The 25,214-nt window shown below is 51.2% G+C and carries 24 protein-coding genes and 1 pseudogene; 13 read left to right on the plus strand and 12 right to left on the minus strand.

Annotated elements, in window-relative coordinates:
* Positions 1-57: 57 nt before the first annotated feature.
* Positions 58-909: a hypothetical protein gene (locus tag DZK30_RS12345; protein WP_118974436.1), complete on the minus strand. Its 852-nt coding sequence runs from the start codon at positions 907-909 to the stop codon at positions 58-60.
* 102 nt (positions 910-1,011) lie between these two features.
* Positions 1,012-1,644, minus strand: a complete 633-nt coding sequence (locus DZK30_RS12350) for a TylF/MycF/NovP-related O-methyltransferase (RefSeq protein ID WP_240432912.1) — start codon at positions 1,642-1,644, stop codon at positions 1,012-1,014.
* Positions 1,645-1,919: 275 nt separating this feature from the next.
* On the opposite strand from DZK30_RS12350, the gene DZK30_RS12355 reads away from it, so the two are divergent.
* Positions 1,920-2,810: a YicC/YloC family endoribonuclease gene (locus DZK30_RS12355; RefSeq protein ID WP_118974437.1), complete on the plus strand. Its 891-nt coding sequence runs from the start codon at positions 1,920-1,922 to the stop codon at positions 2,808-2,810.
* Between the two features lie 24 nt (positions 2,811-2,834).
* Complete coding sequence (locus DZK30_RS12360) at positions 2,835-3,332, plus strand: gliding motility lipoprotein GldH (RefSeq protein ID WP_118974438.1); 498 nt, start codon at positions 2,835-2,837, stop codon at positions 3,330-3,332.
* A 79-nt stretch (positions 3,333-3,411) separates the two neighbouring features.
* Here DZK30_RS12360 and ruvB read toward each other — a convergent pair whose 3' ends face one another.
* From ruvB to DZK30_RS26585, 5 genes and pseudogenes are all read right to left on the minus strand, one after another.
* Positions 3,412-4,440, minus strand: a complete 1,029-nt coding sequence (ruvB, locus tag DZK30_RS12365; RefSeq protein WP_118974439.1) for a Holliday junction branch migration DNA helicase RuvB — start codon at positions 4,438-4,440, stop codon at positions 3,412-3,414.
* Between the two features lie 645 nt (positions 4,441-5,085).
* The gene (locus DZK30_RS12370; RefSeq protein ID WP_118974440.1) at positions 5,086-5,655 is read right to left on the minus strand and encodes a thymidine kinase; all 570 of its coding nucleotides are present in this window, start codon (positions 5,653-5,655) and stop codon (positions 5,086-5,088) included.
* A 53-nt stretch (positions 5,656-5,708) separates the two neighbouring features.
* Complete coding sequence (locus DZK30_RS12375) at positions 5,709-7,196, minus strand: glycoside hydrolase family 10 protein (protein ID WP_240432913.1); 1,488 nt, start codon at positions 7,194-7,196, stop codon at positions 5,709-5,711.
* 80 nt (positions 7,197-7,276) lie between these two features.
* Positions 7,277-7,603 (minus strand): hypothetical protein, encoded by a 327-nt coding sequence (locus DZK30_RS26425; RefSeq protein WP_240432914.1) that lies wholly within the window; start codon positions 7,601-7,603, stop codon positions 7,277-7,279.
* A gap of 177 nt (positions 7,604-7,780) precedes the next feature.
* Positions 7,781-7,918: pseudogene (locus tag DZK30_RS26585) on the minus strand (J domain-containing protein); the annotation flags it as partial.
* Positions 7,919-8,097: 179 nt separating this feature from the next.
* Between DZK30_RS26585 and DZK30_RS12385 the strand changes: the two are divergent.
* Both DZK30_RS12385 and DZK30_RS12390 read left to right on the plus strand, forming a co-directional pair.
* Complete coding sequence (locus tag DZK30_RS12385) at positions 8,098-8,595, plus strand: RNA polymerase sigma factor (protein ID WP_118974441.1); 498 nt, start codon at positions 8,098-8,100, stop codon at positions 8,593-8,595.
* A gap of 123 nt (positions 8,596-8,718) precedes the next feature.
* On the plus strand, positions 8,719-9,438 hold the full coding sequence (locus tag DZK30_RS12390; protein WP_118974442.1) for a pyridoxine 5'-phosphate synthase: 720 nt from the start codon (positions 8,719-8,721) through the stop codon (positions 9,436-9,438).
* Positions 9,439-9,579: 141 nt separating this feature from the next.
* On the opposite strand, the gene DZK30_RS12395 is transcribed toward DZK30_RS12390, so the two are convergent.
* Positions 9,580-10,155, minus strand: a complete 576-nt coding sequence (locus tag DZK30_RS12395; protein WP_118974443.1) for a carboxymuconolactone decarboxylase family protein — start codon at positions 10,153-10,155, stop codon at positions 9,580-9,582.
* Between the two features lie 128 nt (positions 10,156-10,283).
* On the minus strand, positions 10,284-10,868 hold the full coding sequence (locus tag DZK30_RS12400; protein WP_118974444.1) for a peroxiredoxin: 585 nt from the start codon (positions 10,866-10,868) through the stop codon (positions 10,284-10,286).
* A gap of 209 nt (positions 10,869-11,077) precedes the next feature.
* Between DZK30_RS12400 and DZK30_RS12405 the strand changes: the two genes are divergently transcribed.
* Both DZK30_RS12405 and DZK30_RS12410 read left to right on the plus strand, forming a co-directional pair.
* Positions 11,078-11,839 carry a formyltransferase family protein gene (locus DZK30_RS12405; RefSeq protein WP_118974445.1) on the plus strand — a complete coding sequence of 254 codons (762 nt, stop codon included), beginning with the start codon at positions 11,078-11,080 and terminating at the stop codon, positions 11,837-11,839.
* Positions 11,840-11,946: 107 nt separating this feature from the next.
* Positions 11,947-13,350: an MBL fold metallo-hydrolase gene (locus tag DZK30_RS12410; RefSeq protein ID WP_118974446.1), complete on the plus strand. Its 1,404-nt coding sequence runs from the start codon at positions 11,947-11,949 to the stop codon at positions 13,348-13,350.
* A gap of 153 nt (positions 13,351-13,503) precedes the next feature.
* Here DZK30_RS12410 and DZK30_RS12415 read toward each other — a convergent pair whose 3' ends face one another.
* Positions 13,504-14,754 (minus strand): alpha/beta hydrolase family protein, encoded by a 1,251-nt coding sequence (locus tag DZK30_RS12415; protein ID WP_118974447.1) that lies wholly within the window; start codon positions 14,752-14,754, stop codon positions 13,504-13,506.
* 196 nt (positions 14,755-14,950) lie between these two features.
* Here DZK30_RS12415 and DZK30_RS12420 point away from each other — a divergent pair, with 196 nt between their 5' ends.
* Entirely contained in the window at positions 14,951-15,721 is a 771-nt protein-coding gene (locus DZK30_RS12420) for a LuxR C-terminal-related transcriptional regulator (protein ID WP_118974448.1), read from the plus strand.
* A 122-nt stretch (positions 15,722-15,843) separates the two neighbouring features.
* Here DZK30_RS12420 and DZK30_RS12425 read toward each other — a convergent pair whose 3' ends face one another.
* Positions 15,844-18,108 (minus strand): C25 family cysteine peptidase, encoded by a 2,265-nt coding sequence (locus DZK30_RS12425; protein ID WP_162903052.1) that lies wholly within the window; start codon positions 18,106-18,108, stop codon positions 15,844-15,846.
* 95 nt (positions 18,109-18,203) lie between these two features.
* The gene (locus DZK30_RS12430) at positions 18,204-19,166 is read right to left on the minus strand and encodes a lysylphosphatidylglycerol synthase domain-containing protein (RefSeq protein WP_118974450.1); all 963 of its coding nucleotides are present in this window, start codon (positions 19,164-19,166) and stop codon (positions 18,204-18,206) included.
* Positions 19,167-19,201: 35 nt separating this feature from the next.
* On the opposite strand from DZK30_RS12430, the gene ruvC reads away from it, so the two are divergent.
* From ruvC to DZK30_RS12460, 6 genes are all read left to right on the plus strand, one after another.
* Positions 19,202-19,771 (plus strand): crossover junction endodeoxyribonuclease RuvC, encoded by a 570-nt coding sequence (gene ruvC, locus DZK30_RS12435; RefSeq protein WP_240432916.1) that lies wholly within the window; start codon positions 19,202-19,204, stop codon positions 19,769-19,771.
* 126 nt (positions 19,772-19,897) lie between these two features.
* Positions 19,898-21,985 (plus strand): methionine--tRNA ligase, encoded by a 2,088-nt coding sequence (gene metG / locus DZK30_RS12440; RefSeq protein ID WP_118974451.1) that lies wholly within the window; start codon positions 19,898-19,900, stop codon positions 21,983-21,985.
* A 90-nt stretch (positions 21,986-22,075) separates the two neighbouring features.
* Complete coding sequence (locus tag DZK30_RS12445) at positions 22,076-23,437, plus strand: efflux RND transporter periplasmic adaptor subunit (RefSeq protein ID WP_118974452.1); 1,362 nt, start codon at positions 22,076-22,078, stop codon at positions 23,435-23,437.
* A 70-nt stretch (positions 23,438-23,507) separates the two neighbouring features.
* Positions 23,508-24,290 carry an SAM hydrolase/SAM-dependent halogenase family protein gene (locus DZK30_RS12450; protein ID WP_118974453.1) on the plus strand — a complete coding sequence of 261 codons (783 nt, stop codon included), beginning with the start codon at positions 23,508-23,510 and terminating at the stop codon, positions 24,288-24,290.
* Positions 24,287-24,583 (plus strand): putative quinol monooxygenase, encoded by a 297-nt coding sequence (locus DZK30_RS12455; protein WP_118974454.1) that lies wholly within the window; start codon positions 24,287-24,289, stop codon positions 24,581-24,583. The genes DZK30_RS12450 and DZK30_RS12455 overlap by 4 nt, the downstream gene beginning before the upstream one ends.
* Before the next feature lie 192 nt (positions 24,584-24,775).
* On the plus strand, positions 24,776-25,174 hold the full coding sequence (locus DZK30_RS12460; RefSeq protein ID WP_118974455.1) for a hypothetical protein: 399 nt from the start codon (positions 24,776-24,778) through the stop codon (positions 25,172-25,174).
* Positions 25,175-25,214 lie beyond the last annotated feature (40 nt).

A 25,214-nucleotide genomic window follows, 5' to 3' on the forward strand; every position in this document is an offset into this window, starting at 1 on the left:
GGTTAAGGCGCCGGAGCACCTTAACCGTTTTTGCTTTTCGGAAAAACCGGGAAAGGTTTATTTCATCGGCTCCTGTGCAGCAAGCTTGGCTGTACGGCTTACCGAGGTGTTGACACCCTCAATGTTTTTGCCGTCCTTATCGACCAGCTGCACTTTTACGGTCACATCGCCCATGGGCGCGTTCTGGATAAAGTAAGGCTGCCATTTATCGATATCAAAATTAGTGCCATTCACGTCTACCTTTACCTTGTTGCCATCGGGCGCCAGGGTAGTGTTGTACACGTAGAAGTCCAGCAGCAGGTTCTTGGTATCGGCGCCCAGGTATTCGCCCTTGGGCCGGCTATAGAAGATCATCGGTGTTTTGGGAATATCCATTTTGGTCAGCTTTCCCTTTTCATCCACAGAGAAGTGATACAGTACACCGGCTTTGGGCGTTTTGATCGACTCGTGGTAAGAGCGGGACAGGAACGACATCAGGTAATGCTCCGATTTAACGGGTACCGTAAAGGTGCGTTTGGGTTCGTAAAGGGCCACATAAGGCTGGTTGTCGAGGATGAAATGAATGTGCTGTCCATCTTTGGAGTTGTTGCAATTCTTGGAAGCCGCATCGCCAGTCTGGCTTTTTAGCTCATAATTCTTTACATCGTAGTCGATCGTGATCTTTACGGAATCGGTGCCCTGCAGCTCGGCCTTTACGTTCTTGACGCCCAGCTGGGCATCGGGAAACTCTGGCGATCCGGTTACCGGCGCGATAGTAATGGGACCGGAAGGGGCTGTTGTGGTCGTGGTTGTGGTTTCCACCTTGGTCGTATCCGAAGCGGATGCGTTTTCGGTCGTATTGTTGTTACAGGCAGTAAATGCGAGCAATGCAGCAGATGCCGCAGTTGTTGTTATCGATTTCAAGTTCATACATGTTGGATTTTGGAGGCCTAAAGCTAAATGATTATTATGGTTGAGGATCAATATAATAGTATCATTTAACGCTATTTTTAAATTTTAGTCGCCGGCGGTTTATTTAGCGATAACAACCGACCCCGCTTTGTCGGGGAGTGGTGTATACCCAATTTTTTGCTCCGTGCAGAACCGGATTACCGCGTCCCTGACACCTTTATAGCCTTCATTGTTGAAGTCGTGGACCATAATATAGCCTCCGGCATTAAGCCGGGGATAGAAAAAGACCAACCCGTTATAAATAGGCTCGTAGAGATCGGTATCGAGACTTACAAAAGCAAAGGTCTCGTTGACATCGCTTGCTGTTCCGGGAAAATAGCCCTTTTTAACGATGCATTTCTCGGGATGGGGCATGATCGCCAGAACCTGCTGTACAGAGGTACCCGAAAAGTCCTGATCGGCAGCTGAATAATTTTCCTTCAGCTCCTTCTTTTTGTCCCTGTTGTCGAAACCTTCGAATGTGTCGAACAGGTACAGGTCGCGATCGGGGAAATAGTAATTCAGGTAACGGGCGAACTTTCCTTTGAAAACACCTATTTCCGCCACGCTGCCGGGTATGTTCCTGTGGTTGATCTCATCGCTGATCAGCTCAAGGGTGGACAGCCGTATATAGTCGTAATACCTGGTATCAATTTCCCTGGTCCTGGACAGGTAAGCTAATGAGGGCGCAATGGCCATTTTGGATTTCTGCAAAAGTCTTTTTCCTAAAAAATAATTAATTCCTTTACCAATGGCCTGAAACATAAAGAAGCGGTTGTAGCAAGCAATATTAATAAAATTCGGTTGGATTGACGGTTAGTGACTAAATTGCATCTTTTTACAGATTTACGGATAAGGATTATCCGCAGTAAAATGTGGCAGGGTTGCTAAAAAGAACAAGTCGTTGTATCTCGCTCATAGTTATGGGCGGTACAGCCAACCCTGCTTAAATCCTGCGTTTGGCAGAGCAATTTTTAAAAAAATATTGAATGATATTTTCCATGACAGGCTACGGCCGTGCCGAAGGCAGGGCAGGCAACCGGCAGGTAATTGTAGAAGTGAAATCCCTCAACGGGAAGCAGTTTGAGCTCAACAGCCGTATTACCCCCTTGTTGAAAGCCTATGAGGCCGATATCCGCAACGAGCTGATGCGTATCCTGAAGAGAGGCACCGTGGACCTGTCGGTTACGGTGAAGCAGGAAGGCGCGGGCAAGCCCATGCAGGTCAACGCCGATCTGGCACGCTATTATTACCAGGCCATGAGCGGCATTGCGGCAGAGCTGAAACTCGAAATGGACGGTCATCCCGAACATGTACTGGCAACATTAATGCGTATGCCCGAAGTGGTAGCCGCAGACATGGATACCCTGCCCGAACCCGAATGGCTGGAGATCAGGCAGCTGATCACGGAAGCAGCCGAACGCCTCAGCGTACACCGGGAAGAAGAAGGAAAGGCGATAGAGAAAGACCTTCTGGCCAATATCAATGGCATAGAAGCCTTGCTGAAAGAAGTGGAGCAGTATGAGCCGGCAAGAATTGAGCGTATCCGGCAGCGCATCAACGGTTCCCTGGCCGAATGGACGGATAAGGAGCGGATCGATATGAACCGCCTCGAGCAGGAGCTCATCTACTATATCGAAAAGATCGACTTCTCCGAGGAAAAGCAGCGCCTGCGTACGCATTGCACCTATTTTGCCGAGCTGGCAGGCAATGGGCAGGCCGATGGCATTGGCAAAAAGCTGGGTTTTGTGCTGCAGGAGATCGGCCGCGAGATCAATACGTTGGGATCGAAGGCCAACGATGCCGATATCCAGAAAATCGTAGTGAATATGAAAGACAACCTGGAAAAGGCCAAGGAGCAGGTATTAAACGTATTGTAACCTACCGGGACCGTAAAACGAAACATGAAAAAACATTTTGCTTCCTTTGTTCTTGGCGCCATAGCTTTATTATTAACGGCTGCTTCCTGTGGCGTGAAATCTTCGTATTACCAGAAGCAGGAATCGATTCCTGGGGCCAAATGGGATTATAAATTTCAACCGGTTTTTGCTGTAGATATCAGCGATACGCAATCGCTGTATCGTTTTTACCTGCTGGTACGCCACGACGAAGGCTATCCCAATGCCAACCTTTGGCTCAGTCTTAAAGTGAAAGCCCCAGGCGATACCACCTTTAGCGAAGGCGTAAGGATCGAAAAGGACCTTGCCGACCCCAAAGGAGAATGGCTGGGACGGGGTATGGGCGGTATCTGGGAGCACAAAATACCCTTCAACCTGAAGGAAACGCCGAAGCTAAATAAGCCCGGCCGCTACGAATTCAAGATCGAGCAGATCATGCGCAGCAATCCATTACCCTCGGTGCTCAATGTGGGCTTGATCATTGAAAAGATAGAACGGCATTAATCTTATTTTATACTCACAAAAACGGTCGCAGCTATCACCAGCTGCGACCGCTTCTTTATGGAATATATGCTGCTATGGGTTAAAACAGCATTTGCACGGCGCCCTGAGGCCCCTTGTCCTTACCCAGGTGCCGGTAGGCTTTTTCGGTGGCTTCTCTTCCTCTTGGCGTACGCATAATGTAGCCCTCCTGGATGAGGAAGGGTTCGTATACCTCTTCGATAGTGCCGGCTTCTTCGCCTACCGCTGTAGCAATATTGCTGATGCCTACAGGGCCGCCTTTGAATTTCTCGATCAGGGTGCTGAGGATGCGATTGTCCATATCATCAAGACCGCTGGCGTCTACATTAAGCGCTTTAAGGCTATGTTCGGTAATGCCCAGGTCGATCACGCCATTGCCCAGCACCTGGGCAAAGTCGCGCATACGGCGCAGGAGGCCGTTGGCAATACGGGGCGTGCCCCGACTGCGACGAGCGATCTCCCCGGCTGCTTCCGACGTGATCCTGACCTGGATGAGCGCTGCCGAACGGGTAATGATCTTCTGCAGCACCTCCTGTGGGTAATAGTCGAGTCGTGATTTGATGCCGAAGCGCGAGAGCAGCGGAGCGGTCAGCAAGCCCGACCGGGTAGTAGCGCCGATGAGGGTAAAAGGATTGAGGTTGATCTGTATGCTGCGGGCGTTGGGACCGCTTTCGATCATCAGATCGATCTTATAATCCTCCATGGCCGCGTAAAGGTATTCCTCCACCACAACGCCCAATCTGTGGATCTCGTCGATGAAGAGCACACTGCGGCTTTCCAGGTTGGTGAGCAGTCCGGCCAGGTCGCCGGGCTTCTCCAGCACAGGGCCGCTGGTCTCCTTAATACTGGCGCCCAGCTCATTAGCGACAATGCGGGACAGGGTGGTCTTACCTAGCCCCGGAGGGCCATGAAACAGCACATGATCCAGCGCTTCGCCCCGCATATTAGCCGCCTTAATAAAGATGCGCAGGTTCTCGATCAGCTGCGGCTGACCGGAAAAGTCCTCGATCGATTGCGGCCTGATGCTATTCTCGTATTCCTTCTCTCCCGAACTAAGGCTGTCTTTCGGACGGATGTGCGATGGTTCCATAAGGTAAAATTAATGGGGAATCGGGTATGAAGTATCAAGTTCCGGTATTAAGTACCAGGTATCAAGTACTAGGTATTAGGTATCAAGTATTAAGTACCAGGTATCAGGTATGAAGTATTAAGTATCAAGTATTAGGTATCAGGAACCAAGTATTAAGAATCAGGAACCATGTCAGGTGTCGGTATTGCGTATAAGGCAATGTGGGTAAGCTATCAGGATTCAGGTGGCAGGAATCCAAGGTTGTTTAGAGAAAAAAAGAGGTATTCTTAGAACTTTAATTCTCGTTGAAAGGTGTGGATGATCAGATCGGTTTATTAGTTGCCGGTAATATCCTTTAGCTGGAAAGATTTCCAAATGAAGCATTTCATGTCGATTCTTTGTGTCCTTGCGTACAACCTAGCGCCCTCAGCGGTTAACCACATCGCTCTCCTTAAAAATGCTTGCCTAAGTACCTTGTAGCAAGAATTCAAAATACTTAATCACTTACACTTATTCATGCCACTGCATGGCTACCCGCTACCTTGTACTTGATACTTAATACCTAATACTTGATACCTAATACCTAATACCCGAATCTCACATCTAATATCCAACGTCTAATATCTAACATCTAATATCTAACGTCTAACATCTAATATCTCACATCTAGCCACCCTTATGATAACACTTACGGCAACGGGGCTCATATTTGTCTTTTTCGCCCAGCACCAGGCGGCCTGCTTCGGCGCTGGTGCGGTAAGAATAATTGGCGATATTGCCACAGACTACGCAAATGGCATGGAGCTTGGTAATGTAATCGGCCTTGGCCAGCAGGGCCGGTACAGGGCCGAAAGGCTGGCCCTGGAAATCCATGTCCAGGCCGGCCACGATCACCCGCATGCCTTTGGAGGCCAGGGTCTCGGCCACATTGGGCAGCTCGGCGTCGAAAAACTGGGCTTCATCGATAGCGATCACTTCGGCATCTTCGGCCAGCAATAATATATTCTGTGAAGCTGTTACCGGTGTAGAGCGGATACGGCTTTCGTCGTGCGATACCACGTCCGTTTCATGGTAGCGGGTATCGATGGCAGGTTTGAAGATCTCGATACGCTGATTGGCGATTTGCGCACGCTTCAGCCGGCGGATCAGCTCTTCCGTTTTACCGGAAAACATAGAGCCGCAGATCACTTCAATCCAGCCCGAGTCAACTCCGGTCTTAAAAGGTTCTATAAACATCTGGCTGCAAAAATAGGGTTATTGCCGGCAATGGTTGCCGCAGTTTTTTTCCATCAGGGTGTAGCGGCCGTAGCAGTATTGCTGGGCGCGCTCTCGTTCCAGAGCCGGTCGAGCGCCGTAACGATATAGCGACAACCTTTGGCGCCGTCCTTGTCCAGGAAGGTATTGTTCTTTGTGAGCGCAATAATATGACCCGCATCGCTCAGGTCCGTTTTTTCATCTTCGTCGAAGCGGTATACCAGGTATCGTTGTGGCTCGCGATTGCCGCTGCGTTCCCATTGCAGCAAGGCGCCGCTATTGGTGCCCGATACAGAGAGTACGGGCGCTGCAGGCGCCGTATGATCGAGCCAGGGCATAGCCGGTGGAATGGCGATCGTGCCAAAATAGTGCTGCTGCAGGCTGTCGGCCAGTCCCGGCTTGATCTTATTGAAGCTGGAGGAGCTGTAGAAAATAAAGCCATCGGTGCCGGCCTGGCGTGCTGCGCGTATCTGCTTCAATATTTCATTGGGGCTGTTCCAGGGATAAGCCGTAGCATTCAGCATACGGTAAACGCCCAACCCTATGTACAGCTGCCGCTGGCCGCTATGCCCCTTCCACCAGGGCAGTAGCACATCATAAGGCGCCGCTCTGTGGCCATGTTCCCAGTAGAGCTGCGGCGCCACATAATCTACCCACTTCCGGTCGATCCAGAGGCGTATATCGGAATACAGGTCGTCGTAGCAGCTGGAGCCGCGTGTGTTGGATCCCTCCGGATCGTCCTTGATATTGCGCCATATCCCGAAAGGGCTCACACCGAACTTGACCCAGGACTTTTCTTTTTTTATATTGGTATTGAGCTGCGATACAAACAGGTTCACATTGTCGCGGCGCCAGTCTTCCCTGCTTTGCCCATTGTTGTAGCGGGTATAGCTGGCCTGGTCGGGGAAAGGCCGGCCGGCCGGATAGGGATAAAAGTAATCGTCGATATGTACGGCGTCGATATCGTAGCGCTTTACTACATCCAGGATCACCTTCAGGATATACTCGCGGGCATCGGGATTGCCGGGATCGAAATAAGATTTGCCGTCATAGCTGATGATCCAGTCGGGATGCTGGCGGGTGGCATGTCCCGGCGGATTGGGATTGCTGCTGCTGTTGACGAGAGCGCGGTAAGGATTGAACCAGGCATGGAATTCCATATTGCGCTTATGCGTTTCATTGATCATGAATTCCAGCGGGTCGTATTGGGGGAAAGGCGGTTGTCCCTGCTTACCCGTCAGGTATTTGCTCCATGGTTCATAAGGCGAAGGATAAAAAGCGTCAGCGGCAGGCCGCACCTGCACCACTACCGTATTGAACCCGTTCCGCTGAAAAAAATTAAGCTGGTTAACGAATTCCTGCTGCTGCTGCTGGGCCGACAAGCCTGGTCGCGAGGGCCAGTCGATATTACCTACTGTAGCGATCCATACGGCCCGCATTTCTCTTTTGGGTGCATCGGGCTTTGCCTGAAGCAACAGGGGAAAGCCCATCAGGAGCATAAGCAGGAAGCAGATATAACGCAATGTGTCTTTGTTTACGGTTCGGGGCAAAGATAATATATGCGATCTGATACAGGGAGGCGCTCCTTATTTTTATCAACATTTTATTTCCTGCCGAACCAATACATGGCAATGCACAGTAAGGCAGCCGCCAGGGCAGCCAGCCAGGGAAAAAGCTTTTGCCAACGGGCTTTGCGCATTATGCCGGTCAGCATTGCCTGCAACGCGCTGCGTTCTTCTTCGCTGGCAGCTACGAGCAACAGCCGTTCCAGTATTTCCCCTGCATAATAGGATGGAAGATGTACCGATGCTTTCGTCGCCTCTTCGATGAGCCCGGAACGGGTTGCTTCCGCCGCTTTCAACTGTATGATCCCGATCTTATCATCTGAAAACAAAAAAAGCAGGTACTGATGCAGCAATTGCTTGTTCATCCGGTGAATGTCTACCTGGGCGATATGCGCGTTGAGCTTTTGGAGCTCAAGGTAAAGATAGTCTGGTGTAATGACCGCAGCCTGCTTCGAAAACCGGCCCGAAAGCCACCGTTCGTAGTCGTACAGAGCCTTTTTCCCTTCGTTGGACAGTATGGTGTACGCTTCGTGTATCTCGCGGAAACGAGCTTCGGCAAAAACATTGGAAGGGTTCTTGTCGGGGTGAAATTCATGCGCCAGCTTCCGGAAAGCCTTTTTGATCTCTTCCGTTCCGGCCTCCGGACCTATTTCTAAGGTTTGATAATGATCTTTTATGATTGATAATTAATGAATTGTTGTGGAATTTATTGTGGAATTCACCGGGAATATGGGTAATATATTGCCCAAAGCTAAAGAATAGTTTAAAAATGTGTTTATGAAGGCACAAATATCAGATAATGAGGCTTTTTTGTGGCAAAGCACAGTAATTTTACATCAGCAATCAAAACCGATATATCATGACAGAAAAAGCTTTTAACGACATGCTCATCAGCAACAGCGATTTCCTTCAGCCGGTAGCTGTTTCGCTTACCCATGATACCGAAGAGGCAAAGGACCTCATCCAGGAAACTTTGTATCGGGCCATGGCCAACCGGGAAAAGTACCAGACCGGGACCAATATCAAAGCATGGTTGTATACCATCATGCGCAATATCTTTATCAATAACTATCGTCGCAAGAAGAAGTTCACTAAGGTGACCTCAGATGTGCCCCAGGATTACTTCCTGTACCAAACCGATAAAGTAGCGCACAACGATGGTATTATTAATGCCGGTATCCGCGAGATCAAAGCGGCGATCAACCGCCTGCCCGATATATTCAGGCTTTCTTTTGAGTTGCATTATCTTGGCTACAAATACCAGGAAATTGCCGATACGCTCCAGGAGCCGCTGGGTACCATCAAGAGCCGTATCCACTTCGCCAGGAAGATGCTGGCCAGCAAATTGACAAGATAAGTGATAAGTGAATACCTGTATCCGATGCTGCCAGCCCCGTAAGGCTGGCAGTTTTTTTATCTATGTGCCCAATAGGAAATGCAGTCCTCCGCTTTACTTAATTTTGTTCCAAATAGGAATGCTATGCCTGCAAAACTTTCAGTCAATATAAACAAGATAGCCACGCTGCGCAACAGCCGCGGTGGCAATAATCCCGATGTGATCAAAGCCGCGCTGGATATCGAACGTTTCGGCGCCGACGGGATCACGGTGCACCCCCGTCCCGACGAACGCCATATACGCTATGCCGATGTACGGGAACTGAAAAAGGTGATCGCTACAGAGCTTAATATCGAAGGCAATCCCGTAGAAGAGAGTTTTGTGCAGCTGGTATTGGAAACGTTGCCGGCGCAGGTAACCCTGGTGCCCGATAGCCGCGACCAGCTTACATCCAATCATGGATGGGATACCATAAAGGAAGCCGGCTACCTGAAGAAGACCATAGCCCTGTTTAAAGAAAAAGGGATAAGGGTATCCATTTTCGTTGACCCCGTGGCCGCCATGGTCGCCGGTGCAAAAGATTGCGGCACCGACCGCGTGGAGCTGTACACCGAAGCTTATGCCCGCGATTACCACAAGGACAGGGATGCCGCGGCAAAGGATTATGTAGCTGCGGCGCAGGAGGCAGCCAGGGTAGGGCTGGGGCTTAATGCCGGACACGACCTTGACCTGGACAACCTGCAATTTCTGGCGCAGCAATTGCCCAATCTCGACGAGGTATCCATAGGTCACGCCCTCATCAGCGATGCGCTGTATTATGGTCTACAGAATACGGTACAATTGTATAAACGGCTGTTGCAATAACATTTGCCCCTGTAGAGACGTTGCATGCAACGTCTCTACAGGGGCAAAACATAATACGCGCAACGTCTCTACAGATGCAACATAAATGCATGCAACCTCTCTACAGGACCAATAAATCTGTTAGCCCCTCAACGATCGTAGTTACAGCAATACCACAAGACTTTTGAATACAGAACCCAGCCGTATCGCATCGTAGATGCGGGCTTCGCTGGCGCCATGCTGTTTTACAGACGCCTCGTGCGAGGTAACGCATAGCTCACATCCGTTCAATGCAGAAACCACGAGGCTCACTAGCTCAAAAAGACCCTTGCCCAGCACGGGATTCATCATGATGCTCATACGCAGGCCTGCCGGCGTATTGTTATAGTACTGGTTTTGCGGGAGGTAGTGGCGGAAACGGTAGAAGACATTGTTGGTATTCATCAAGGCGGTACAGGCATGTATTTCTGCAATGGCGGCATCGTCAGCGCCTTCCTGGCGGGCCAGGCTTTCCAATGCGGCGATCAGCACCTCCGATCTTTCATTTACGGCTACAGACAAAGCCAGCAGTACGGCTTCTTTCTTGTCCATATTGGGGCTTTTCAGCACGGCGCCAATATTGAGCTTCAGGTCCTTTAAGAAGCGGTTATCGGCAGCGGCCAGCTTTTCCAGCCCTGCGCTTTGATGACCGGCAGGGATATGCAGATCAGTATAGAGATTCTGGATGGTCTCATTCATATAATGGTCAGTATTAAATGGGTAAACAATACAAGCAAAAGAAATGCCGGGCGGCGGCTTGTATCCGGGTGAAGGAAGAGATGTGAATCCCGCACAGGGTACGGTATTCACATCCCGGAAAAAATAAATTAAGCTTCCTGCAGCTGGGCAGTCAGGGTTTCTTCACCTTTTTTCCAGTTGCAAGGGCACAGCTCATCGGTTTGGAGGGCATCCAGCACACGCAGCACTTCTTCTACATTGCGGCCTACGCTCAGGTCGTTTACGTTTACCCAACGGATAATGCCTTGGGGATCTACGATAAAAGTAGCGCGGTAAGCGATCTTTTCATTGGCTTCAAGGATGCCCAGCTCCTCGGCCAGTGACTTGGAAGTATCGGCCAGCATGGGGAATTTCAGGTCGCGCAGGTCGTTGTTCTCTCTTCTCCAGGCCAGGTGTACAAATTCTGAATCGGTAGAAGCGCCGATCAATACAGTATCCCTGTCTGCAAATTCACCATATGCGTTGTTGAAAGCGGCGATTTCGGTTGGGCATACGAAGGTGAAATCCTTCGGCCACCAGAACATTACCATCCAATTACCGCCTTCGGTATGGATCGCGTTGGTAAGCTCTGTGAATTCTTTGCCTGGTGCATCGGCATTCAATGCAGATGCTACTACTGCCTTTTTCTTAAACTCAGGGAATTGGCTGCCTACAGAAACTGTTTTGTTGCTCATCGCTTTTTTTTAATTTTTGATTTTGAATAAATGATCTTTTGTTTTTTGCGGAGCAAAGGTCGCCATCCTTTTTGTTATACCCTCACAATTTTGACTATTAAAAAATAGGGATTTTCAATGCTCTTTTTGACTTTACCATGATATTTTCTTAATTGGAAACTCCTAGAGATGCCGCTCCGTTCCTCGCGGCGAATTCCTACATTTGCGGCATGTCAATCCGTATGGTGTTCCTGGGCTCCAAACCCATAGGCTATCAATGCCTGCAGTATCTGCTGGAAAAGAAAGATGCGCTTGGCCTGGAGATCGTGGCAGTGCGTACCCGCATGCGTAAAGAATTTGGCGCCGTTGGCAACGACCTGGCCGGCCTGGCGGCACAGTATGATATACCACTATTATCTTCGCTGGATGAGCTGCCGGAATGCGATATTATTTATTCTGTACAGCATCATGAGCTACTTAAGGCTGCTCATATTCAAAAAGCGAAAAGGATTGCTGTAAACCTGCACCTGGCGCCGCTTCCGGAGTACAGGGGCTGCAACCAGTTTTCCTTTGCCATCATGGACGAAGCCACCGAGTTTGGCGCAACCCTCCATGCCATCGATACCCGCATCGATCACGGTGATGTGCTGTTTGAGCAACGGTTTTCTGTTCCTGAAAATTGTTGGGTAAACGACCTGTATGAGCTTACGTTCAGTGCCGCCCTTTCTTTATTTCGCGAATCGCTAAAACCTTTGCTTGACGGCGATTACAAGCGTACGCCGCAATCGGAACTGGCCAGGTTCCGGTCTACCAGCCTGCATTTCAGAGAGGAGATCGGTGCGCTGAAGCAAATTGACCTTGGGAAAGGGGCGGCATTGGTCCAAAAGACCATCCGGGCTACTTATATGCCGGGATTTGAGCCGCCGTACCTACTCATTGACGGTAAAAAGGTGCACTTTTCGCTGGAAAATGAAGCGCATGGTGGCAATTAAACTTCATTTGCTTTGTCTATGCGCTTATTAACCCCCTTGCCGGCGAATATGCTTAATTTTGCTTTATGGATTGCCGGTAAGCTATTTGCCGCTACAACCGATATTTTATGATCGTAGAACAACTATATACTAATTGTCTCAGCGAGGCCGCCTATTTCATCGCCGATGATGGCGAAGCGGCAGTGGTAGACCCTTTACGTGATATCGAGGCCTATGTCGACCTCGCAGCAAAGCACAACGCGAAGATCAAATATATTTTCGAGACCCATTTTCATGCCGATTTTGTGAGCGGCCACCTGGATCTGGCCAGGGCCACCGGGGCAACGATCGTGTATGGTCCGCAAACCAATGCTGCTTTCAAATTTCACTTGGCTACAGATGGTGAAATATTCAGCGTGGGCAACCTCAGGCTGAAAGCACTGCATACACCGGGACATACCCTCGAAAGTACCTGCTACCTGCTGTTTGATGAGGAAGGCCGCGAGCACTGTGTGTTTACAGGCGATACCTTATTTGTGGGGGACGTAGGCCGCCCCGACCTGTTCAGCGGCAACCTGAGCAAGGAGCAGCTGGCTTCAATGCTGTACGATTCGCTGAACAACAAGATCAGGACCTTACCCGACCATGTGATCGTATACCCGGCGCACGGTCCCGGTTCGGCCTGTGGCAAAAACCTGGGTAAGGAGACCTTCAGCACAATAGCTACGCAAAAAGCAACGAACTATGCCCTGAAAGAGCAGAGCCGCGAAGACTTTGTTACTGAAGTAACCTCGGGGCTCAATACACCACCGGCCTATTTCCCCATCAATGCGCAGCTCAATGCGCAGGGCTACGAAAGCCTGGATAAAGTGAGGGCGGGGGCGCTGCAGGCGCTGAGCGTGGAAGCGTTTGAAGAGAAAGCAAAAGCCGGCGCCTGGATACTGGACAGTCGCCCTTCTTCCCTGTTTACAGAAGGCTTTGTGCCCGAATCCATCAGTATCGGTCTCGACGGACGCTTTGCCGAATGGGCAGGAAGCCTGCTGCCATTCGATAAGGAACTGGTGCTGGTAACCGAAGCGGGCAAAGAAGAGGAAACCGTGATCCGGCTGGCCCGGGTTGGTCTCGATAAGATAGCCGGATACCTCGACGGCGGCTTTGATGCCTGGCAGCAAGCCGGTAAAACAATCGACCTTATTATAGACGTAGAGCCCGAAGAACTGGCGATGGATATCCCTTTCGACAACAAGCTTCAGGTGATAGATGTACGTAAGCCTTCTGAATTTGAAAGCGGGCATGTAAAAGGCGCCGAAAATATTCCGCTCAGCGAGCTGGGCAATCCCCTGCATATGGCGCAGATCGATGATGATGCCAATCTCTACGTACACTGCGCGGGTGGCTACCGTAGCGTGATCGCCTGTTCGCTCATGAAACGCGAAGGCTTTCACAATCTGCGTAATGTGCTGGGCGGCTTTGGCAAGATGAAAGAAGTGAAAGGAATGCCCGTGGTGAAGCCCTCGGCCGCGGGAGCCTGATCCCTGCTCAATCAAATGAATTTGCCGCTCTCTGCAGGAGCGGCTTTTTTTTGCCCTGGCAGCCATCATAGTTGCCCACCCGGATTAACAGCAGGCTAACTGCAAGAAGCCCGGAGCACGCAGCGACGGGCTTTTGCAGTTAGCATACCAGCATTACAAATGATCGTCCAGCCAGTTGAAGATACGGGTATAGGATATAGATAAAGCACCCGGCTGACAATGAAGAAAGCCGGTATCCTCCTCGGTGAACAGGATAAAATCCTTGGGACAACGAAGCGCATCATAAAGCTTCCTGGCCTGGCCTGCCGAGTATTCCTCGCCCATGCCATCAATCACCAGCATACGGCATTTAATCTGTCTTACCTTATCCTCTATCGTATACTCCTGGAGCATTTGCATCATCTCCGAGGGTGTGCGGGCGCCGTGCTTCCACATAGTATCGGCGATACCCCAGCGGAAGAAAGCATTCGTCTCCATGTAGGCGGCCATTTCCTTGTCGAATCGCTCATATGCACCATCGTGAAAGAGCTGCATCAGCTCTGGGTTCAACTGGTTGAGGAAGGTATACACACCATCTACCCAGCTGAGCACACCGGGATTAGCGATGCATAGTTTAATGCGTTTCTCGGCCGTCGCGGCCCGCGGCGCCAGGAAGCCGCCCATGCTGAAGCCGGTAAGGGCGATCCGTTCTTTGTCCACGCTCCTGTCTTTGATCACAAAGTCCACCACAGGGCCTACTACCTTTTCCCAATCATAGCGGAAGGGGAGGTTTTGTAATCGTAGCAGCTTGCCCTGTCCCGGGCCGTCGAACAGCAGGCAATGGTATCCCCGGAGGGTGGCCTGCTGCGCGATCCATAAATAATCCTCGGCCCAGGAATCCCTTCCCGAATGGAAAATCAGCACCGGGTTCTTTTTACGACCCTTCACCTGCGATTTGAACCAGTATCCCGGAATGTGGGTACGCTCATAAGGGATCTCGACCGCCTCCACCGGGATATCCAGGTATTGCATGGCATCTTTGAAGTTTTTGATCTCTTTAAGTGTCAGTTGCTTTACTTCTGGGGCAGTGGGGTCGGGGTGGTGGTGAAGCGCTGCCCGGTAATAGGTAGCCGCCCTCAGGTACGACTCACCGGCGGTAAGCCGATGATGCTTTTGAAGGCAGGAATGGCCCAGGGCATTCAGCCGGTCGCCGGTTTTGACCCATTCTTCGGCCCAGCTGCCCTCCCTGCTTTCATCGATACGGCTGGCAGTATCGAAGCATTCTCCAATGTCGGACAGGCGTTGCCAGGCACTGCCCAGGTAGAAAAGAAAAACACTTTCCAGCACCGGGTTCTCAAAAATGCCAAGGGGATACCAGGATTGCTGTTGTTCCCTGTTCCCGCTCTCTTTTTTTATCTTTCTCATCTTGTTCCTTTTTAGACGTTATATACCAAATGCTATGCTTTAAAATTCAGATCATGGGCATTGTTTAAGCAGAGATAAAAAGCAGATGTTTTGGCAAAACGCTAATGAGGGGAAGTGGCAGTTCCGTTATCTTATCAATACAAAGTAAACCCAGGCCGATGCAGCGAGCAATACTGAACTACCATTACAGTGCCTTATGGAAAAAGAAGAAATGGATGCGTTGCATCTGCAATACCGGTTGATGCGACGACAACAGCAATGGACGGCAGGAAGCCGGGATAACAGCCGGCTGGATCATCACCTGGGCTACCTCGCTTACCTGTCGGAGGTTGGTAACTATTGCATTTTGATCTTTGATATTCAGCTGGGGGCTTATGTATATGCCTCTGCCAATTTTCGCGACATAACAGGCCTGGATCCCCATAGCCGCACGACGGGCAGCGGGCAGCTGTACGGGCTGGTACATGCAGATGATTACCCCGCTTTGATGCGCCTTTGCGTCGATACGCTGAAATTCCTTAATGGTATAAAAGAGCAATACCGGAAGGACTATAAGCTCCTTAGCGAATACCGGTTGGCGACCAGTACGGCCGGCTATGTACTGGTGACCGAACGTTGGCAGCTACTGGAGCTGGACAGTAGGGGTAATCCCTGGCTGGCATTGAGTATACTGGATCTTTTGCCCGGTAGGGCCGGCGCCTCAGGTGTGAAAGGCTGGGTAGTCAATTCGAGGAGCGGTGAGGTCGTCCCTCATCTGTCGGCAGCGCCGGAAGCCCAGCTCACGCGGCGGGAGCACGCCATCCTGAAGCTGATGCATAACGGCTGCCTGTGCAAGGAGATCGCCGCTCACCTGGGGATCAGCATTCATACCGTACATACACACCGGCAGCGCATACTGGCCAAGCTGGGCGCGGGTAATGCGATAGAAGCTATCAATGCAGGCCGGGACAGGGGACTGCTCGGTTGAGCTGGTGATTGTACGGATATGCCAACTGCCAGTACATGCAACTCATTTTTGTATAGCGCTTGTTGCTACGATAGTGTTGCCTTGCCGTCATTTTTTGCTGACATTCTTCCGATACGAGAAGCTTACCGCATCACCTGGAAAGGAAGACTGGCCGTTGTCTGCTTGCCAGCCAGCCGCAGGAAATAGGTGCCGTTAGCTAGTGCTGAAAGGCTTATGGCACTATGTCCCGGTTTTACGATGCCTTCCCGTATCAAGACCCCGGTAGCGCTATAGCAGGAGTAATGGCAATCTTCTTTCAGCTGTGCAATATTCAGCATAGTGCTTGCCGGGTTTGGGTATAAGTAAACGGATTCCTGTTGCTGCTTTGTTTCGTCAACGCCTACGCCATCGATCACCCTGATAAAGCCGGTATAGGGTTTATAGTCATCGGCCGAAACGGTTACCCATATTGTATCCAGTACAGTAAGGGCCTGGAAAGCATGCGTGCTGCTGCCACCCGCAGCGGTTGCAACGGAAAGAATACTATCGGGATAGTAAAGCACTGCTTTGGCGCCGGCGACATTGATATTCAGGTCAAGCTGGGTCGCATTGCGGTTAATGGTTGCCGGGTGGGTAACGACAAGGGAAGCCGGGGCCTTGGTATGCAGCTTCACCGATGGGTCGCCAAAAAGCACCCAGGTATCGGTCATATCTTCGCCACCGCTGGCATAGGCATCGTTCATGGCCATTACGCTGGTGGTAGTGAGCGATCCGATGGGTTTTTGCCTGGTATCTGTTCCATCTGTAAGCAGGTCGACATAGGCGTCCTGGGCGAGCATGGGCGGATCCCAATACTGGTTGATGGTGCTGAAGAAAGCCGCGATAGCGCCGGTCGGCTTACCGGATGTGGCATGCGCCTGGCGCAGCAATTGTTCGCCGAGGCAGGTCTGGTTTTCAAACTCGCCGGAAACGCAGGCTACGCCCCATACCAGCGGCCAGGCGCCATTATCGTTGGTAAGTTGTGGTACATCACCGACGCTGAAGCCGGAGGTCACCAGGAAATCGTAGGAGCCATGACCGCAATAATTGACGATCGTTGTGCCGGCATTCAGCTGATCTTTCAGGTTGCCGGCATTGGGGTCGCCGGCGGCATCGGCGCCACCATGGCTGCCATCATACAGTTCGGCTACCTGCGTATAAGCGCCGGTTGCATTCATCAGCTTGCTGCGGATATTGCGCATGTGTTCCCAATCAAATTCATTATTGTCGCCCGGCCCTTCGTTGGAAGCTACACCGGCCGCATATTTGTACCAGGGCTGGTTCTGGACAGGTGTCTTTTCATAAGCCAGGATACGGTCCAGTTGTACTTTAAGCTCATTATTGGTATTGGCAGAAAGGCGGCCGACCATAAGGTCGGGATAATGATCATTGCCCGATACATAGCCGAAAGCGGCGTCGGAAGGCCCTGCCAGGTTGGCCGCATGCATGGGAGCGATGTCGGTATTGTCGCCCACGAGCACCACATAGCTCAGGTTAAACGGAATGTACTGGCGCTTGATATACTGTTGTATGTTGGCGGCAGAAGGGCCGCCGGTTAAGGTATCTGTCTTTAATATGTGGGTACGGATGCCCAGCATGTTTTTCCAGCGGATAAAGGGCGCCAGGGTTTCGAGGTACTTGTCCGGTGTAACAATCAGCATGCGGCCACTGGCCGGAATAGCGGCAAAGCGGGTCTCCTGTGTACTGGCCGGTTCCTGTCCGTAATTAAGAAAATGATTCCTGAAGATGCTTTCCCATTCAGCGCTTGCGGCGCTTTTTTTTTGTCCCGGTTCGGCAAAGCGCACTTCAATGATCATGTGGGTATGTACCGTAAGTTTACGGGTTACCGGATTGTATTGCAGCGGGGCTATAGCCAGCGCCTGGCCATATTGCTCACGCACCTGGTAAACGGGGCCCAGCGCCATGGTCGAAGCAGGATAGTTCTCATTATGGCTGTATTCGGCTCCCTGTACCCTTGGACCGGGCTTGCGGTCGCGGCTGATATTGCCGAGGGAAGGCGCCAGCAGATAGCCTTCGTATGTTTTGGTCTCGGACTGGAGCAGGTTCACCTCCGCTTGTTTGCCCGAAGGTATTTGTATCGCGTAGCTAAGCCGTTGGAGGTCGGGGGCGCCCTGCTTCAGCAACTTTACACCTTTATCAAGGCCGGCGAGATAAGCGCCGGATGCTTCGTCGTAGCGAAGCGTTACCTTACCGGTATACAGCTCTATTCTTAGCAGGCCAGGGCTTACCGTAGTGGCAGTAATCCTGGTGGCGCCTTCTCCCAGCACCACATCGCCGGCGGCTTGCTGCCCATGCATTGTGAAGGAAAATAAAGACAGGAGCAGGCAAGACAGCAAATAAAGACGCATATGCATAAGCTTTCAGGTTTGAAGTTTAAAAATATGCATTTTTGAAAGAAATATATGATTGGCGCCGCGAAAACGCATAAAATCACATGAAAGGGTTAGCGCGCGATGCGGATCGTGATCAGCAGCAGGCTACCGATAATGGCCGGTACTACCAGGTTGAGCAGCCAGATCATATAGCTGCCGGCCAGCACGGCCATACTGTTGGCGGCAAGGCCGGTGTCGGTAAACAGTAAGCCTGCGATATAACCCCTCACACCCAGGTCGGCCAGGAAAAACGAGGGGATCACCGTAATGAGCCAGAACATAAGTCCCGACAACAGGAAGCCCGCGCCCCAGGGCAGACCGGCGCCCAGCACATTGGCCAGCAGCAGGAACTGGAGGTTGTATACGCAAAAGCGGATAAAGGAGATGGCCAGCAGCTGCAGCAGTTCTTTGCGGGAATACCTTTTCAGAATGCGCACCGACACGATGACCTTGCGCAGCCAGGGGCGGTGCTCGGCCCAGCCCGCAACGCGGTCAATACGCAGGTACAGCAGCAGCAGCAAAGCAGCGGAAAGCAATGCAGCGCCCAGGGCTATCCGTGGCCAGCTGCCTGGATAGGTAAAGTTAAAATAAACAAGCCCTGCGATGCCGAAGCCGTAAGTAATGAGGGTTTGCGACAGGTTGCTGATAAGTGTGGCAATGGCGGCACGCAGCTTGTTCTTGTCGTCGAGATAAAGGATACGTCCGGCAAAGTCGCCGATCTTATTGGGCGTGACCAGCGAAAAGGCAATGCCGGTGAGTGTCGAAGCGAAGGCCTTGCGAAAGGGCACCGGCTCTATCTTCTGCAGCAGCATTTTCCACTTGGCAGCCTCAAGCATCCAATTGGCTGGCGCCAATAGCATCACAGCCAGCAGCAGGAACTTGCTACCCTCCTGCCAGTGCCGTTTAAAGTCGGCCCATTGCCCGGTGAAATCCCCTTTGGCCTGTATCTGCCGGTAGATGAGCCAGAGCAACAGGAGCATCAGGGCAGGGGCGAGCACGTAATTAAGCCACTTTTTTTTGGTAATTTTGTTCACGTAATTGTATTGCTTTCTGGCCTAAACCATTTGTCTTGTCGATCATCCTTGGTATTGACCCGGGTACCCTCCTTATGGGATACGGTATCATTTCCGCCGACAAAAGTAACCTTTCCCTTGTCGAAATGGGTGTGTTGCACTTGTCTAAGTACAAAGACCACTCCGAACGCCTGCATTTCATCTTCGAAAGGGTAAGCGCATTGGTGCAGATCCACCGGCCGGAAGTGGTTGCGCTGGAAGCGCCTTTCTTTGGCAAGAATGTGCAAAGTATGCTCAAGCTGGGCCGGGCTCAGGGAGTAGCTATGGCAGCTGCCATGGCACACGGCAGCCCTACGGTCGAATATGCCCCGCGTAAGATCAAGCAGGTGATCACCGGCAATGGCAACGCTTCGAAAGAGCAGGTATGGAAAATGTTGCAGCACCAACTGGTCTTTAAGGAAGATCCCGGTTTTCTCGATGCGACCGACGCCGTGGCCGCGGCGCTTTGTCATCATTTTGAATGCCGGTCCGGTTTGGATGCCGGCAGGCAGAAGCCTGCTTCATCCGGTAAACGTGCTAAGGGCTGGGCGGCCTTTTTGGAGGCTAATCCGGACAGGATTAAATAAAACTACCTGCCTGAATGCCCGTAGAGCAGCTGTCAGGCTTACCCTTTCTGGCAGAAAGATACATAATCCCCCTCTTGTTGCGGTTTTAATTAATTAATTCCGATTTTTGCTGACTGTAAAAATACTATGGCTAAAGATTATAAAAGAATTCTGGTCACGGCGGCATTGCCTTATGCCAACGGGCCTGTTCATATAGGACACCTGGCGGGCTGTTACCTGCCGGCAGATATTTATGTGCGTTACCAGCGCGCGCAGCGTCGCGATGTGCAATTTATTTGCGGCAGCGACGAGCATGGCGTGCCCATTACGATCCGCGCCATGAAAGAAGGTGTTACACCACAGGATGTGGTAGACAAATATCATGCGCTGATCTCCGAGAGCTTCGGCAAAATGGGCATATCCTTCGATATCTACTCCCGTACCTCTTCTAAAGTGCATGCCCAAACCTCGCAGGCTTTCTTTAAAAAGCTTTACGACGAGGGCTTGTTCGAGGAGCGGGAAACACAGCAATACTACGACGAGGAAAAGAAGATGTTCCTGGCCGATCGTTATATTATTGGTACCTGTCCCGTGTGTGGTAATGAGAATGCCTACGGCGATCAGTGCGAACGGTGTGGCTCTTCGCTTTCACCCGAACAGCTAAAGAATCCAAGGAGCGCGCTGAGCAATGCCGTCCCGGTAAAAAGGGCTACCAAGCATTGGTATTTTCCCCTCAATCATTATGAGGCCTTTCTTAAAGAATGGATCGTAGAGGGAAAAAAAGACGAGTGGAAACCTAATGTATACGGTCAATGTAAAAGCTGGCTCGATAGTGGCCTCCAGCCCCGTGCCATGACTCGCGACAGCAACTGGGGTGTACCCGTACCGCTGGAAGATGCCGAAGGCAAGGTGCTGTATGTATGGTTTGATGCACCCATCGGCTATATCAGCGCCACCAAGGAGCTGCTGCCGCAGGGATGGGATGACTACTGGAAGCAGGACGATACCAAGCTGGTCCACTTTATAGGAAAAGACAATATCGTATTCCATTGCATCATTTTCCCCGCTATGCTAAAGGCGCATGGCGGCTTTGTGCTGCCCGACAATGTGCCGGCCAATGAGTTCCTCAATATCGAGGGAGAGAAGGTATCCACATCACGCGATTGGGCGGTGTGGGTGCATGAGTATGTGGAAGATTTCCCGGGAATGGAGGATACGCTGCGCTATGTGCTCTGCGCCAATGCTCCCGAGACCAAAGACAATGACTTTACCTGGAAGGACTTCCAGGATCGGCACAACAGCGAGTTGGTGGCCAAGTTCGGCAATTTTGTGAACCGGGCCATGGTGCTGATGCATAAGCTGTGTGGCGGACGGGTGCCGGCATTCCATGATGAAGTAAAGGAGGAGCGCGATCTGGAGCTGATCCGGGAGATCATGGCCTCCAAAAAGAAAGTAGAAGAGCTGATCGAAGGATACAAATTCAGAGATGCTTTATTTGAAGTGATCGAGCTGGCTGGCAAAGGGAACAAATACCTGCAGGAGGTAGCGCCCTGGAACCTCTCCAAAACACCGGAAATGCAGGCTGAGAACCAGCTGCTGATCGACAACTGCCTGCATATATGCCTGCAGCTGACCGCTAACCTGGCCATCCTGTCCCATCCTTTCCTGCCCTTTACCGCCCGGAAAATATGCCACCTGCTGAAAGTGGTGGATAAAATGCTGGACTGGGAGCATGCCGGTAAAATGGACCTGCTGCGTACAGGCTATCCCTTGCGCGCGCCGGAACTACTATTCCGTAAGGTCGAGAATGAAGAAGTAGAGCAGCAAAAGCAAAAGCTTGAAGCACGCAGCGCAGCGGTGAAAGCCGCCCAGCCTGCTCCGCCGCAGGCCGTGGCTGCCGAACCGAAACCATTGATCGCCTTCGATGATTTTGCAAAGGTCGAGCTGCGTGCCGGAACAATACTGGCAGCCGAAAAGGTGCCGAAGGCCGACAAATTGCTCCGGCTGGAAGTAGATATGGGAACCGAAAAGAGAACGATCGTATCGGGCATCGCCCAGCATTATGCACCGGAGGCCATTGTCGGGAAGCAGGTGACCGTAGTGGTCAACCTGGCGCCACGTAAGATGAAAGGCATCGAAAGCGCCGGTATGATCCTGATGGCGGAAGATGTTACCGGCAAGCTGGTATTTGTAGCGCCCGTTGAGGCTGTTGAGGCCGGCAGCGAGGTGCGGTAACAGGCTGCTGCGTTACCGCAAAGCATACTATATTCATATTCAGAATCATATAAATCAGTACTTTTAACCCAATTCATCCTTCTTTTCTTTATGAAAAAGAAAACCCTGTGGTGGCTTACCGGCATCCTGATCCTTATCGTTATTCTGTTGTTGGTGCTCAAAGGCACAGGGGCGCTTGGCGGCGGCGAAGGTACCCGCGTGGCCGTGGATACCGCCAATGACAGGACGATTATCGAAACGGTAAGCGCCAGCGGCAAAATATACCCGGAAACGGAAGTAAAGATAAAACCAGATGTCAGTGGCGAGATCGTTGAGCTGCCGGTATTGGAAGGCGACTCTGTAGTGAAGGGGCAGCTGCTGATCAAGATCAACCCGATCATCTACAATTCAGCAGTAACACAGGCTGAGGCCTCCATGTTCCAGAGCCGTGCCGGCGTGAACAACGCCAGGGAGCTGGTAGCCCAGGCCAAAGCACAGATGGAGCGGACCAAAGCCAACTTTGACCGCAACAAAGAGCTGTTTACCGGCAAGGTGATCAGCAGGATGGAATACGAGCAGGCGGAGGCCGACTACTTGTCGGCCAAAGCGAACTACGAGGCGACGCAAGCCAATGTCGCCGGTGGTAACTATGGTGTGACGGGTGCCCAGGCCAATCTGACCCAGGCCCAGGAAAATCTTCGCCGTACCACCATTACCGCACCGACCTCCGGCATCATTTCCCAACTGCTCGTCAAAAAAGGGGAGCGGGTGGTCGGTACCGCACAGATGGACGGTACGCAGATCCTTACCATTGCCAACCTGGGCCGTATGGAGGTTCGCGTCGATGTGAGCGAAACGGATATTCCTAAGGTGAGCGTTGGCGACACCAGCTTAATCGAAGTGGATGCCTTCAGGGGACGTAAATTTAAAGGCATCGTATCCAAGATATCGGTGTCGAGCGTACAATTGAATTCTGCTACAACTACGGCCGCAACCAGCTCTTCTACCGACCAGGTAACCAATTATACCGTGCACATCTTTATATTGCCCGAATCTTACGCTGGCCTGCGTACAGAGTTGGGCAAGGGCCAATTCCCTTTCAAGCCAGGAATGAGCGCCGGTGTGGAGATACAGACCCGCAAAGAGAACGGTATCCTTTCTGTGCCCATCAATGCGGTAACGACGCGCGACTTGCCCGATTCCCTGAAGAAAAAGAATGCCTCATCAATGACCGATGTGAGCAACGATATACGCCAGGTATTATTTGTCTATAATAAAGACAGTAAAACAGTGATCCTGCGTGATGTGAAGACCGGTATACAGAACAACGAATTTATACAGGTCACTTCGGGCCTGAAGAAAGGGGATGTGGTTATTGTTGCTCCCTACGGCGTGGTGGCCCGTACCCTCCAGGACAAGTCGAAAGTAAAGGTGGTGCCGCGCAACCAGCTTTACGAAGTGAAAGAAGAATAATTTACCGATGCTAACCAGATAGCAACCGCCGCCGGTACGGCGCCGGTTGCCATCTCATTGCTATCTTCAGATGATCATAACCCTTTTGTCAGATTTTGGATACCAGGATAATTTTGTAGGCGTAGCGAAAGGTGTTTTACTACAACGTTTACCGGTGGCACGGCTGATCGATCTCAATCACGAAGTAGAGCCGTTTCACCTGCTGCAGTGCAGCTACCTGCTGAAGAGCGCCTACGCCAATTTCCCGGCCCGCACCGTGCATTTATCCCTCTTCGATATTATGCACCGGAACCCGGCATCGCTCCTCGTGACGGAAATCGACAACCAGTATATCGTCAGCGCCGACAACGGGCTGCTGCCGCTTACCTTCAATGCCCGGCTGGGCAAGGTACATGTGCACGACCGTATCGTGGGCTCCTACCTGGAATGGCTGACCCTCGCCGCCGACTTTATTGCAGGGCTGGAACAAAATGATTTTAATATAGCCGGCCTCAGTACCGTGACGCCCAAAGTACATCCGGCACGGCTGCAGGCTGTGGTAAAAGATAATTCAATAGAGTGCCAGGTGATCCATATCGATCGCTACGAAAATGTGGTCATTAACCTTACCCGCGATGAGTTTGAGGCCCAGCGTCGCGGTCGAAAGTTCCGTATCCAGATCATAAGGGACATTCTTACCCATATCAGCAACGACTATTCCGATGTGCCGGTAAGTGAAAAGCTATGCCTTTTCAACAGCGCCGGGTATATGGAGATCGCGATCAACCAGGGTAAAGCCTCCTCGCTGCTGGGACTGCGCCTGCATAACGAACGCCAGCTGATTTACCAGAATATAAAGATTGAGTTTCTATGATCGTCCGTATTGTAAAAATGACCTTCCGGCCAGAGGCTGTTCCCGCCTTTCTGGCGCTTTTTGAGGAGCGAAAAGAGCAGATCCGGCATTTTGAAGGTTGCCGGCACCTGGAGCTATGGCAGGAGGCCGGTAGCGAGACCGTGTTTTTTACCTATAGTCACTGGACCAATGAAGCCGCGTTGGACCACTACCGCTTTTCTGCCTTTTTTAAAGATACCTGGGGCCATACCCGTGCACTATTTGCAGACAAAGCGCAGGCCTGGAGCCTAACGCAACGCCATATTCTCCCCTGAACGGCGCTATTACCAAAACGTTAAATACGCGTAGGGCTTTTAATCGAGATTGGTTATATTTGCGAATCAAAGGATTTTTTTAAACACTTACCCAGCCTTTTGGGTTGAGAAAGGGTCTATGAGAATGTCCTGTTACCAACCGCAGCCCTGCGGCTGCTATTGTTGTATTTACTATAGAATCAAGCTTTTAATATGAAAAAAGTGCTGTTTGTACTGCTATCTGCGCTCAGCTATGGCAGTTATGCCCAGACCACTGCTGCTCCGGATCTGGTTAAAGCAAAAGCTTACGCCGACGAGGTTTTTGCCAATTGCACCATCTTCGCAGGACCTTCCTACATCCCTGACTATGCGGAGATTATCAGCCGGATATCGGTTATCACCGAGCCGCAGGCCGCTCAGGAGAGCTATTCCAGGCTTTCTACGGTAATGCTCAAGAATAAGTGCAACCCGCAAATGACCCGGGACGAAAGCAACTTTAGTCCTTCCCATTTCAATCCACTGAAATATTTTCTCAATTATTATCCCAAAGTGGACACCAAATACAGGGTTGATAACAGCAATTATGTGATCCTGGTACATCCCAAACCATAAGGCGCCCTGATTTGTAGCATAAATCTTTTTTATTGTCGTT

It is taken from the genome of Taibaiella koreensis (genome assembly GCF_003545715.1).
GTDB lineage: Bacteria > Bacteroidota > Bacteroidia > Chitinophagales > Chitinophagaceae > Taibaiella > Taibaiella koreensis.